Annotated in this window: 10 protein-coding genes; 4 read left to right on the forward strand and 6 right to left on the reverse strand. The window is 68.1% G+C overall.

The features are described from left to right. Position 1 precedes the first annotated feature (1 nt). The gene (locus tag ACWGI8_RS00715; RefSeq protein ID WP_453657275.1) at positions 2–2,407 is read right to left on the reverse strand and encodes a polymorphic toxin-type HINT domain-containing protein; all 2,406 of its coding nucleotides are present in this window, start codon (positions 2,405–2,407) and stop codon (positions 2–4) included. Further along, positions 2,311–3,486: a hypothetical protein gene (locus tag ACWGI8_RS00720; RefSeq protein ID WP_453657277.1), complete on the reverse strand. Its 1,176-nt coding sequence runs from the start codon at positions 3,484–3,486 to the stop codon at positions 2,311–2,313. Before ACWGI8_RS00720 ends, ACWGI8_RS00715 begins: the two co-directional genes overlap by 97 nt. Before the next feature lie 40 nt (positions 3,487–3,526). Between ACWGI8_RS00720 and ACWGI8_RS00725 the strand changes: the two genes are divergently transcribed. Next, a complete protein-coding gene (locus ACWGI8_RS00725) occupies positions 3,527–3,715 on the forward strand; it encodes a hypothetical protein (protein WP_453657279.1) in 189 nt (62 codons plus the stop codon). Positions 3,716–3,792: 77 nt separating this feature from the next. Here ACWGI8_RS00725 and ACWGI8_RS00730 read toward each other — a convergent pair whose 3' ends face one another. From ACWGI8_RS00730 to ACWGI8_RS00745, 4 genes are all read right to left on the reverse strand, one after another. Then, on the reverse strand, positions 3,793–4,443 hold the full coding sequence (locus tag ACWGI8_RS00730; protein ID WP_453657301.1) for a hypothetical protein: 651 nt from the start codon (positions 4,441–4,443) through the stop codon (positions 3,793–3,795). A gap of 198 nt (positions 4,444–4,641) precedes the next feature. Further along, entirely contained in the window at positions 4,642–7,131 is a 2,490-nt protein-coding gene (locus tag ACWGI8_RS00735) for a dolichyl-phosphate beta-glucosyltransferase (protein ID WP_453657281.1), read from the reverse strand. Beyond that, positions 7,128–7,808 carry a GntR family transcriptional regulator gene (locus ACWGI8_RS00740; RefSeq protein WP_453657283.1) on the reverse strand — a complete coding sequence of 227 codons (681 nt, stop codon included), beginning with the start codon at positions 7,806–7,808 and terminating at the stop codon, positions 7,128–7,130. Before ACWGI8_RS00740 ends, ACWGI8_RS00735 begins: the two co-directional genes overlap by 4 nt. 225 nt (positions 7,809–8,033) lie before the next feature. Continuing rightward, positions 8,034–9,395, reverse strand: coding sequence for an aminotransferase class III-fold pyridoxal phosphate-dependent enzyme (locus ACWGI8_RS00745; RefSeq protein ID WP_453657284.1), 1,362 nt, complete (start codon positions 9,393–9,395; stop codon positions 8,034–8,036). Between the two features lie 173 nt (positions 9,396–9,568). Between ACWGI8_RS00745 and ACWGI8_RS00750 the strand changes: the two genes are divergently transcribed. The 3 genes from ACWGI8_RS00750 (at position 9,569) to ACWGI8_RS00760 (ending at position 12,606) form a co-directional block, all read left to right on the forward strand. After that, positions 9,569–10,195: a DJ-1/PfpI family protein gene (locus ACWGI8_RS00750; RefSeq protein WP_453657286.1), complete on the forward strand. Its 627-nt coding sequence runs from the start codon at positions 9,569–9,571 to the stop codon at positions 10,193–10,195. Then, the gene (locus ACWGI8_RS00755) at positions 10,192–10,791 is read left to right on the forward strand and encodes a MarR family winged helix-turn-helix transcriptional regulator (protein ID WP_453657287.1); all 600 of its coding nucleotides are present in this window, start codon (positions 10,192–10,194) and stop codon (positions 10,789–10,791) included. Before ACWGI8_RS00750 ends, ACWGI8_RS00755 begins: the two co-directional genes overlap by 4 nt. Positions 10,792–10,965: 174 nt before the next feature. Next, positions 10,966–12,606, forward strand: a complete 1,641-nt coding sequence (locus tag ACWGI8_RS00760) for a hypothetical protein (RefSeq protein ID WP_453657289.1) — start codon at positions 10,966–10,968, stop codon at positions 12,604–12,606. Positions 12,607–12,647: the final 41 nt, after the last annotated feature.

The raw sequence follows: 12,647 nt of genomic DNA on the forward strand, positions 1-12,647 counted from the left end.
GTCAGCGCCTTCCCTGGAGGCGGTTGATGTAGGCGTTGTCCACATTGGTCATCACGGTGTTTATGTTCCCATCGACGGTTTTGGCGACAAACACCTTGGAATTGGGATCGTAGTAGCCCAGCTTCCACTGATCATCGTGATGGTAAGAAAAGGGCTCTCTCGCAAGAACGGTCTGAGCATCCTCTGCCGAAACCCCACGCTGCTCCAGACGCTGCATAGCGTGACGCATGAAGTCATCAGCCGCACCACCGGCGGCGTTGGGGCGCGGAACGACGGGCTCACCCCAATTACAGTAGCAATCATCTGCATGAGCAGGATCGCCGCATGCGTTATGCACCAGTACCGGCGTATTTCCTGCCAGCACATAGTACGTGTGGACGTCGGAAACTGTGAGGTTGTAGGTGTTCTGGTCTGCGCTGTAGGTGCGAGTGGCGCTCAGAGAGACCGTGGCGCCGTCATCGGTGCGCAGAGTCATACCTGGGCGTAGGTCACCAGCGTCGAGCCAGGCACCCTCAGATTCAGACCAGAAAGGATGGTGCTCCGTGGCCGTGATGGTCGCCGCGCCGTTTTCTGTGGCGATAGTGAGGGCGACGTAATTCTTGTCGTCCTTGGTGAGAATGGTCGCTGCTACCGTCTCGGCTTCGGTCCGACCGGTCTCGGGGTCGGTAGCAAGGACCTTGTCTCCTGTTTCGACATCCTCGATCGGCTTGCTGGATCCGTCAGCCAGGAGCACCTCAGTACCGGCCACGAAGCTGTTGGGGCCACAACCGCCCGAGGCACGACGATTACCCGCGCTCTCCAACCCGACACGGGACCCAAGACCTTCAGCAAACCCCCTCCCGAACATTTCGGCGAAGTTTTGCTCACCCAGAGGCAACGCTTCCATGTCATCCGAGGTGATCATTTCATTTTCACAATCGAAAATCAGGCATACGCCAAAATTATCGATGTCATCCTCGGACATGCCATATAGCCACATCTTCCGCTTGGATTCGCTGATAGAATCCGAGCCGCTATATTTCATCCGAATTCTGCGATATTCGGCGGCGCTCACGTCCTGGGCGGTGCGCACATACGGTTTCTTCGCCTCATACATTTCGACGGTCACCAGATACGCAATAGTGGAGTCGATATCCGACTGCTCCTGCGTGCTGATACTTGATGACTTCTTTGGGCCGACTCCGGTGACCTTGTTATTGCCCTGGCATGTCAGTTCGCCCGTGCCGCATTCGGCGATGATGAGGCCGGTGGGGTCACTGCTGGTGACCGGGCTTCCATTCGCGTAGGTGTACCCGTTCATCTGGAGCGGGTCGGTGATGTCAATGAGCGGGTCGGCGCTGACGAAGCGGCCGGTGGTGGCGTCGTATTCGCGGGCGCCGATGTGAGTGAGACCCGTGGAAGGGTCGTCGATCCCCACACCCAGGTAGCTGTGGCGGCCGGGCCAGTTGGTGGGTTCGGTGCCCCGCGGATTGCCGTAGGGGTCGTAAGTACGACGCGTGATGGCCTGGCCGGCGGTCTGCTCGATGGCGCTGGTGGACGTGTTGTGGTGGTCGGCCAGCATGACCGTGAGCTTGTGGTCCGTGGACTTGCCCCCTGTGGAGCGCACCGTGGTCGGCGCGCCCGGGTGACCGTAGTAGCGCTGGGCGTCCAGGGCCTGCCCGGAGGTGTTCACCGTGATCTCGGCTTCGCCGAGGAAGAGCGTGCGGGTCGTCCCGTTGTCCTCGATCAGGCGGTTGCCGGAAGCGTCGTACAAGTACTTGACGTTGGCCGTGCCGTTGTTGTCCGTGTCGACCGAGCTCAGTTTGTTGCGCCGGTCCCACGTCAATGCCTGTGTATCGCCATCGATCACCCGACGCGTGGTGTTACCCGAGGTGTCGTACGCGTACGTCGACTGGGACTTGATCGTTGTGGTGTCCCCCACCTCGTGCATGGTGGCCTTGGTGAGGGTGTGCGGCTGTACCTTGGGCGCCGGCTGCGGGCCGCCGGTCACCTCGGTGCCGTAGGTGTACGTGTGGACGTCATCCAGGTTCTCGTTGGCGAGGTCATGGACGGTCATCCGCGTGCGGTTGCCGATCGCGTCGAACGCGTACGACTGCCAGTAGCCGCCCCCGTCGATACCCGGGGAGACCTCCGCCCGGTTCGGGCCCGAACCCTGGGCTCCCGAAGTGGTCGGACAGCCGTCGGTACGCGCGGTCCAGGCGTGGACGAGGCGGCCCATCGGGTCGTATGCGAAGCACTGCCGGTCGATCCGGCTGGACGACTGGGTGTCGGTGATCGAGGTGATGTTGCCGACGGTGTCGTAGCCGTATGTCAGCGCGGAGATCCGGTTCGGGTTCTCCGTCTCGCGGTCGGTGACCGACTGATGGACCCGTCCGGTGTTCTCGTTGTACAGGTTGGTCGTCCACACCCGCCTCGGCGCCTCACCCGACAGGGTGCGCACGACCTCACCGAACGAGCTGTACCGGGTGTCCGCCGTGTACCAGGCGAGAAACCCGACGTCGTGACTGGTGAGCCCTCACCGTTGTAACGGGTGATCACCTTTTCCGACGCGAGCCCGCCCGGCGTGGCCGGGAGCTGCACCGACTGGAGATTGCCTGTCGCGGTGTAGGTGTTGGTGTAGGCGTACGTTCCCGCGAGGCCCGTCGTGGCCGTGTGGGTCGGGATCGTGATCTTCGTACCGGTCGGGCGGTACTCGCTGTCGTAGCCGGTGACCTCGCTCGTGAACCCTGCGCCGTCGTTGTAGCGGGTGGACGCGACCGGGTATCCCTTGGCGCCCGGCAGCGTGTCGTACGTCCACTCCGACACCAGCGGGCCGGACGCGGAGTCGTCGTGCAGCTCCTTCTTGCGGCCCAGAACGTCGTACTTCGTGTGCTGGTAGCGCTCGCTGGAGTCCTTCGACCAAATCTGCTGGTCCAAGGCGTTGTAACCGAAGAACGCCGACCCCATGTCCGGGTCCGTCGACGCCGTCAGCCGCCCGCGCGCGTCGTACGTGTACGTCCAGTCGTTGCCGCTGTCGTCCGTGACCTGGGCCAGCTTGCCGCGCGGGTCGTACACGTACGAGGTGTCGACCTTGGTCGTGAGATCGGTGGCGGTGAAGTGCTGGACCAGCGACGTACGGCCCAGGGCGTCCGTCCACGTCTTGGCTGCGCGGCTGCCCGAGAGCGGCGTCACACCGTCGGCGGACATTCCCGTACGGCTCAGTGTCCAATCACCGGCGTACTGCGTCGTGGTCGAGTGCTGCGGATCGCCCTCGTACAGCGTGGTTGCCCGCACGGCACGCCCGAGCCCGTCGTACGTCGTCTGCGTGGAGTTCTTGACCTCGGTGAGCGACTCCGGGACGAAGATCTCATCCGCGTCCGGCTCGTCCTTCGCAAAGTAACCGTTGTGCGTCTGCCAGGCAGCCCCGTTGTCGTCGTAGAAGCACGCGAGCGGCAACGGAACCGATCTGTTCTCGTTCGCTGTCCAGACGGCGTCCGCCGACGGCATCGACTTCGCCTACGGCACCTCCGGATGGCACTCGGACGACATGAAGATCGTGATCGGCACGCCTGACGTGACCGGCGACTCCGTCCCTGATGTGTGGGCCCTGCGGTCCGACGGGAACGCCGTCATCTACCCGGGAAGCGCCACTACGGCACTCAGCTCCACGACCATGTTCAACATCATCAACAGCAGCGTCGGAACCAGCTGGACCGGGCACACCGCCATCGGGTGACCCACGAATGCCGAAAGGCGGCCCCGCGCATCGCGCGTGGGCCGCCTTTTCGTGTGCCCGGGTATGAGCAGTGGGGCTCAGCTGAAGATGATCATCGAGCCCTGCCCCAGGCTCCGCGTCGCCGCCGCGTGCAGACCCAGCCAGACGTGGCGTTCGCGGGCGAAGGGGCTGTCGTCGTAGGGGATCGGGCCCGCCGGCTCCTCCAGGGAGGTGGGGCGGGACGGAGGGGCCGGGGCGGCAGGGGGGTTCGCGGGGTCGATGCCGATGGAGGGGGCCACGAGTTCGAGTTCGCGCAGGAGGCCCTGGGAGGAGCCCAAGGGGCCGCCGGCGGCGAGGAGTTCCTCGTTGGAGAGGGGGGCGGCGAAGTCGACCGGGACGTACGCGCCCGCGTGGTCGTAGTGCCAGACCAGATGGGACTGCTGGGCCGTGGTCTCGAACATCTCCAGGAGCTGCTCGTAGTCGCCGCCCAGTTCGTCGACCGGCGTCACCGCGAGGCCGCAGAGCTGGAGCAGATACGCCCGGCGCAGGAAGTGCAGGGCGTCGTAGTCGAAGCCGGCGACGGGGGCGACATCGCCCGAGAGGCCCGGCATGTAGGCGAAGACGGGAACGGTGGGCAGACCGGCCTCGGTGAGGGCCTTGTCGTACGAGGCGATCTCCTCGGCGAACGGGTTGTCGGGGCTGTGGCACAGCACGTCGACGAGGGGGACCAGCCAGAGGTCACAGGCCAAAACGGGCTCGCTCTCCATCGGAGTCGTAGCAGGTTGTGCGATGGTCGGGACAGCGTAGTGCTACTAGCACATCGCGCACAGTCAGCCGGCACCGGCGCCGCGCAGATCCCATACCCACGGTCAGCCGGCACCGGCGCCGCGCAGATCCCATACCCACGGTCAGCCGGCACCGGCGCCGCGCAGATCCCATACCCACGGTCAGCCGGCATCGGCGCTGTGCAGATCCCATACCCACACTCCGCCGATCCGCTCCCCCGGGCTGCCCAGTAGTCGTGCGACCGCGGTGTACAGCGGCCCGTCGTTGTCCTGTGGGGGCAGGACGACCACGCCCGCCCGCCAGAACTCCAGGTCCGCACGGGCCTGCGCCTGCCAGTTGGGGCCGATGGGCGGGACGGGGGTGCCGTAACGGATGGCGCGCAGGAGGTTGGAGGTGTGGCGCGGGGAGGCACCGTAGATGCCGACGCGGTCCGGGCCCCACGGCCCGTTGAAGTACCCGCCGGGCACCCGGAAGCCGAGGCCGGTCGACGACTGCCAGTGCAGCGCCTCCGCGTCGCCCGGGTCGGGGAGCGGGACCGGGACCAGCGTCTCGCCCGGGCCGAGGAGGTCGCGGTACATGCCGTCCGCGATGAACGCCGGGACCTCCGGGCGTTCCCGGACCGGGTAAGGCGTCGGCAGGACCGGCAGCAGCGCCGCGGCCAGCCCGGCGAGTCCCACGACGCGGTACGTGCGTACGGGCGTCGCGAGGAGGCGGTCCGCCGCGAGCGCCACCAGTATCCCCAGCACCGGCGCGCAGATCATCGCCATCCGTGACTCGATCACCGACTCGAAGAGCGGCTTGTCGGCGAGCCACTTCCACGGGCCGGTCAGCACGATGTCCGTGTACGGGATGCGGAAGCGCGAGCCCAACGACAGGAGTCCCGCCGCGATCGCCGTGAACGTCAGCGCCTTGACGACCGCCAGGCGCCACAGACGCACCACCACGGCCACCGCGAACGCCACCAACGGCCAGCCGTAGAACGCGTTCTGCTCCGTGCGGTTCATCGCGAGCCGGTCCGCCCGCGCCTCATCCCCCAGCAGCGCCCTGCCCGAGAACTCCAGGAACGCGAGCGGGCTGTTGAACGTGTTGTCCCCGTGGAGCACGTCCTTGTAGCTCTGCGGGCCGAAGAACTGCCACCAGAGGGGGAAGCACACCAGCGGGAGGGCGACCGCCGCCGCGATCGCCAGGCCGCGCAGCAGCGGCCGCCACGCCACCCGCGCGACGTCACGGCGCGCGAGCGCGTACGACAGCGCGAAGAGCAGCATCCCCATCGCCGCGAGCAGCAGGGGCTCCTCGCCGAGGAAGATCTGGTACGCCGCGAAGAGGCCGAGCAGCACCCCGTCCCGCACGACCCGATGCCCCTCGCACAGCCGCAGCGCCCGGTCGATGATCACCGGAACCATGAAGAGGACCAGGAAGTTGGGGTGGGCGTTGCCGTGGGAGATCATCGGCGGCGCGAAGGCGCACAGCGCGGCACCGAGCGCTGCCGCGCAGCGGCTTCGCACCGTGCGGCCCCTGACGAGCCACCGGGCGATCAGCCAGTACCAGGCGGTCGCCGTCGCCGTCAGGCCCAGGGTGAGGACGAGCGCCCAGGTGACGGTCGGGCCGAGGAGCAGGGTGACGGGCGTGAGCGGGACCGACAGTCCCAGCATCACCGTGTTCGCCATCAGGTTCACGCCGTCGGGGTGGCCCTGGAGCGTGGTGAAGAGCGGATTGCGCAGATGGGCCACGTTGTCGGCCGTCACCGCGAAGAACCACTCCCACTGGTTCTGGTCCTGCATCGAGTCGGCGAGATAGCCGCGGCCGAGGTCCGACCACAGATCCTTGTAGAGCAGTACGGAGGCGAGGAGGAAGAGCAGCGGGACCACGAGGCCGGCCGGCCGCACCGTGCGCGTTTTGAGGCGTACGAGCTCCAGCAGCACCTTCGCGTAGTCCGCGGGCCGCACCTTGGAGCCCGTGCGGTGGGCCCAGCGCACGGGAACCTCGGTGACCTGCCAGCCCGCCCGCCGGAAGAAGCTGAGGATCTCGACGTCGATGCCCCATCCGTCGAGCCGTGCGTCGGCGAAGGCCGCCCGCGCCTTGTCGCCGTCGAAGAGCTTGAACCCGCACTGGGTGTCGTGGATGCCGGGCACGGCGACCGCGCGTATCAGCCGGTTGCCCATCCGGCCGAGCCACTCGCGCAGCGGACGCTGATGCACCTCGATACGGGAGTCCGGGTGGGCGCGCGAGCCGATCGCGGCGCCGCCGCCCTCCGCGGTGAGCTGCTTGTCGAGGCGGTCCAGCTCCTCGATGGGGGTGGCGAGGTCGGCGTCGGTGACGAGGACGCGGCGGCCGTACGAGGCGAGTACGCCGAGCCGCAGCGCGTGCCCCTTGCCGCGATTCGCGCCGCCGCCTCCGACCATCTGGATACGGGGCTCCTCGGCGGCCGCCTCGCGGGCGACCCGCGCCGTGCCGTCCGTCGAACCGTCATCGACGACGATGAGCTCCCACGTGCCCCAGCGGCCGGGGTCGGCGGTCAGATGCTCCCGGATCGCGTCCAGCGTGGGCCGGAGCCGGGCCTCCTCGTTGTACGCCGGGACGACGACGGTCAGGTCGACCGCGGGGTCGGAGGTGGCGGCCGGAGCGGCGCTCGTGACGTTCGTCGAGGTCACGACGGTCGCTGCTCCAGGCGGTCCGCCCACTTCAGGGCGAGGCCGTCGTGCGACATGATCACGGCGCGCGCCGCTTCGGGGTCGCCGAGGGTGATCGCGTCGATGAGCTCCTCGTGGCCGCTCCACAGCCATTCCCGCACATCGGCCTCGGCGCGCAGCAGCGGGACGGCGAACACCCAGGCCTGGACGCGCACCCGGTGCAGGAACTCGGCGATGTAGCGGTTGGTGACGAGGGCTCCGAGCTCCCGCCAGAAGCGCAGGTCGTAGCCGATGAGGATGTCCAGGTCACCGCTGCGGGCGGCCCGTGCGGCCTCCTCGGCCCGGCGACGTACGGAGACGAGGGCCTCGCCGCGCGCCGGGTGGGCGCGCGGGGGGCCGTCCTTGCGGAAGATGCCGTCCACGATGAGCGAACGGGCCTCGATCATGTCCCGGAAGTCCTCGACGGAGAAACGGTGCACCTGGAAGCCGCGGTGCTGGTTGGAGTCGAGGAGCCCCTGCCCGGCGAGGTCGACGAGCGCCTCGCGTACGGGTGTGGCGGACACGCCGTACTGCTCGGCGATCTGCTTGACGGTGAATTCTTCCCCGGGCTGAAGACGCCCGGCCAGCACCTCGTCACGCAGCGCGTCGGCGATCTGCTGCCGCAGGGTGTTGCGGGTAACAGCTCCGCTCGCGGGCATCGTCTCGGTCCCCTCCGTCCGGTTGCGGACACCTTAAGCCAGGGGAGCCGTGAGCTTGTCGGGACACCTTCCCTAACTGGGGCTCCGCCCCGGACCCCGCCCTTCGAACGCCGGAGGGGCTCATCTTGAGCCCGTCCGGCGCTTCTTGAGCCCGTCCGGCGTTCGAGGACACGGCCGAAGGACGTAGACGAAGGACGTACGGGGGTCCGGGGACGGAGCGCCCGACTACACCGCGTGCTCGTCCGCCACGCTCAGCGCCGCGTCCAGCACCGCCAGGCCCTCCTTCGCCTCCGCCTCGGTGACGTTGCAGGCCGGGACGGCGTGGGTGCGGTTCATGTTGATGAAAGGCCACAGGCCGTTCTTCTTGCAGGCCGCACCGAACGCCGCCATCGGCGCGTTCGCCTCGCCCGCCGCGTTGTACGGGACCAGCGGCTCGCGCGTCTCCTTGTTCCGTACGAGGTCGAGGGCCCAGAAGGCGCCCAGGCCGCGGACCTCGCCGACCGACGGGTGGCGCTCGGCCAGCTCGCGCAGGCCGGGGCCGAGGACGGTCTCGCCGATGTGGGCCGCGTGCTCGACGACCTTCTCGTCCTCCATGACCTGGATGGTGGCGACGGCGGCCGCGCACGCCAGCGGGTGCCCGGAGTAGGTGAGCCCGCCGGGGTAGGGCCGCTTGTCGAAGGTCGCCGCGATCTCGGCGGAGATCGCGACGCCGCCCAGCGGCACGTAACCCGAGTTCACGCCCTTGGCGAAGGTCATCAGGTCGGGCACGACGTCGAAGTGCTCCGCCGCGAACCACTTGCCGGTGCGCCCGAACCCCGCCATGACCTCGTCCAGCACGAACACGATCCCGTACCGGTCGCAGATCTCGCGGACGCCCGCGAGATAGCCGGGCGGCGGGGTCATGATGCCGGCGGTGCCGGGGACCGTCTCGAGGATGATCGCCGCGATGGTCTGCGGCCCCTCGAAGGCGATGGTGTCCTCCAGGTGCTGCAGCGCCCGCGCGCACTCCTCCGCCTCGGTGGTGGCGTAGAACGGCGAGCGGTACAGGAACGGCGCCCAGAAGTGGACGACACCGGCGGAGGCGGTGTCGGAGGCCCAGCGGCGCGGGTCACCGGTCAGGTTGATCGCGGTGGAGGTGGCGCCGTGGTAGGAGCGGTAGGCGGAGAGCACCTTCGAACGGCCCGTGTGCAGCCGGGCCATGCGCACGGCGTTCTCGACCGCCTCGGCGCCGCCGTTGGTGAAGAAGATCTTGTCCAGGTCACCGGGGGTCCGCTCGGCTATGAGGCGTGCGGCCTCGGAGCGTACGTCGATGGCGAAGGCGGGCGCGAAGGTCGCCAGCCGGCCCGCCTGCTCCTGGATCGCGGCGACGACCCTGGGGTGCTGGTAGCCGATGTTGGTGTAGACGAGACCGCTGGTGAAGTCGAGGTAGCGGTTGCCGTCGTAGTCCCAGAAGTACGAACCCTCCGCGCCGGCCACGGCGAGCGGGTCGATCAGGCCCTGGGCGGACCACGAGTGGAAAACGTGCGCGCGGTCGGCGGCCTTCACCGCGGCGCCGGTCTGGGGATCGGGTTCGACATGAGGGGTCATGCGGCAAGGGTAGGGACGAGCAGGTCGGGGCCGACATGGCCACCTTGTATGGCCTCGGCCACTTTGGTCGGCAAGGTGTCGGGAGTTTCCCGGGCCTCATAATTGACAGCATGCTGTCGCCGTGACAGTCTTCTGTCATCGGGCAATGAGACGCAAGGGCTCAGGAGGCCACCATGAACGCCACCGCGAACGCCACCACGAACGCCAATCGCAACACCGTCCACCTCGCCGTCTACGACACCTTCGCCGACTGGGAGACGGGCCACGCCACCGCCTGGCTCGCACGCTCCGGCCGGACCGTCCGTACGGTCGGACCGGCCGCGGACAAGCCGGTCACCACCGTGGGCGGGCTGCGTATCCAGCCCGATCTCGCGCTCGACGACCTGAGGCCCGAGGACAGCGCACTGCTCATCCTCGCGGGCGCCGACCTGTGGGACACGGGCGACGACCTGGCGCCGTTCGCGCGCAAGGCGCGGGAGTTCCTGGAGGCAGGCGTGCCCGTCGCCGCGATCTGCGGGGCCACGGCCGGGCTGGCGCGCGAGGGGCTGCTCGACGACAGGAAGCACACCAGCGCCGTGTCGTTCTACCTCGCGGCCACCGGCTACCAGGGCGGTGAGCACTACGTCGACACGGACGCCGTCACCGACGGGGACCTGATCACGGCCGGGCCGACCGAACCGGTCGCGTTCGCACGCGAAGTGCTCGGCAAGCTGGGCGCGTTCGAGGGCGCCAAGCTGGACGCCTGGTACCGGCTGTTCCACGACTCGGACCCGGCCGCGTTCGAAGAGCTCGACGCATGAGCGGGGAGCGGCACGAGCAGCAGGAACAGCAGGAACAGCAGGAACAGCGCGAACAGCAGGACCTGCTGAGCGCCACCGCTCTCGGCGTCTTCCGGCTGAACGGCCAGTTCCTCTCCGTCTCCGAGGAACTGGCCCGTCCGGCCGGGCTGACCGCCGCCTGGTGGCAGGTCCTCGGTGCCGTGCTGCGCGATCCGCTGCCCGTCGCCGGGATCGCCCGCGCCATGGGCATCACCCGGCAGAGCGTGCAGCGGATCGCCGATCTACTGGTCGGCAAGGGCCTCGCCGAGTACGTACCGAACCCGGCGCACCGCCGCGCCAAGCTGCTGCGGCCCACCGACGCGGGGCGGGCCGCGATCGAGAAGATCGCCCCCGGCCACGCGGACCTCGCCGCCCGCCTCGCGGCACAGCTCGGCGAGGACGGTTTCGCGGAGACGGTCCGGGTACTGGAGCGGCTCAGCACGGCGATGGAGGCGCTGGAGACACGGGAGGCGCTGGAGACACGGGAGGCGGGGGAGGCACGGGAGGCGGGGGGCGTCCCGGACATACGGGCCGTGCGGAATGCGCGGGACGCGCCGGTTGCGGAACAAGGGGACTGACGGCGACTCGGCCGGTCGGCGCCGACCACTGGATGGGCGACACCCAGCCGACACACCCACTATCTCCCTATTGTCCTATTTGCTGCTCATTTCGTGATTCGATATGCCCCACTTTCGCCCCCCCCCAGGGCACGGGGCGTGACGGCGTGTCACACACGAGGAGAGCAGCGTCGGATGTCTGAACCACAGGGCACGAGCACGAGCACGAGCGCCGGGCGCCGCGGGAAGACCGCGGCGCTGAGCGGTCACTGGAAGATCGCAGTTCTGGCCGCGGCCGGTTTCGCCATCGTCGGGGCGACGACCGCTGCGGCCGCCACGGGCGACGGGTTCGCTGAGGCGAAGCCCGCCTCCGCGACCAAGGACGACGGCAAGGCCGGGATGAGCTCTGCCGCCGCGGGTTCCACTCGCGACGGCATGGACGCGGACGGCGGGGACGGCGACTACTGGGCCGGCCACGCGGGCAACCCCGGCGAGAGCAGTGGCGACAAGGAAGACGACGACCACTCGGACTCCGGGGACAAGTCGGACTCCGGGGGCAAGGACGACAACGGCGGTAAGGAGAAGGACTCCGCCTCCAAGGGCAACGAGGGCAAGGAGAAGGAGTCCGAGGACCACGACAAGGAGAAGGGCGGCCACGACCGCGATCACGGCCGTGGGTCGTACGAGGGGGACCACGAGAAGGCCGTGGACGTGGAGTGTGACCCGAACGATCTGATCTCGGCGATCGCGCAGGCGAACGAGCTGGAGGGGCCCAGCCACCTCCGGCTGGCGGAGAAGTGCACCTACACCCTCACCGCCTTTGAGGACGGCAACGGCCTGCCCAAGATCACCCAGCCGATCACGATCGAGGGCAACGGCGCGACCATCGCGCGCGCCGCCAACGCCGCCCAGTTCCGGGTCTTCGAGGTCGGCGTCGGCGGCGACCTGAAGCTCCGCAACCTCACCATCACCCGCGGCAAGGCCGATGATGACAATGGTGGCGGCATCAACGTGAACCCCGCGGGACGGGTCGACATCGAAAAGGTCACCCTCGAGAACAACACCGTAAGCGACGTCAGCAGCTATGAGGGCGGTGGTGTCTACACCGAGGGCATCACCAACATCCGCAACAGCACCCTCGACAAGAACTCCGGCCACGAGGGCGCCGCCGTCTCCAACTACTACGGCAAGGTCGACATCAGCACCACCAAGGTCACCAACAACATCTCCGACGGCTACGCGGCCATCGTCAACGAGTACGGCACGACGAAGATCAGCAAGAGCTACCTCGCCTACAACTACGGCTACTACGGGGGCGCCCTGAACAGCTACGACGGCGTGACGGAGGTGGAGAAGAGCGCCATCGCCAACAACTTCGGCTACTACGGCGGCGGCATCTACCACGAGTACGGTTCGCTCTACGTGCGCAAGAGCACCATCAAGGCCAACACCGCCTCCGACGGAGGCGGCGGAGGCCTCAACCTCGAGGAACCCGCGGTGATCGAGGACAGCAAGATCATCGACAACGCCACCACCAACAGCAATGGCGGCGGCATCTACATCTACGCGTTTGACGAGGTCGCGATCCGCGACTCGAAGGTCGCCGGCAACCGGGCTCCCGGCAACGGCTCCACCGGTGGCGGCATCTACGTCGATAGTTTCGCCACTCTCACCCTCACCGACTCGAAGGTGAAGGACAACACCTCCGACGAGCCCGCCGGCGGTATCGAGAACAACGGCACGGTCACCACCAAGGGCAAGGTCAAGATCATCGACAACGTGCCCACCAACTGCGACTCGCCCACCAGCAACCCCGTCCCGAGCTGCTTCGGCTGACACACACGCTGTTCGGGCAGACACAACGGCCGCGCATGGGC

The organism is Streptomyces sp. NPDC054841 (assembly GCF_053611045.1).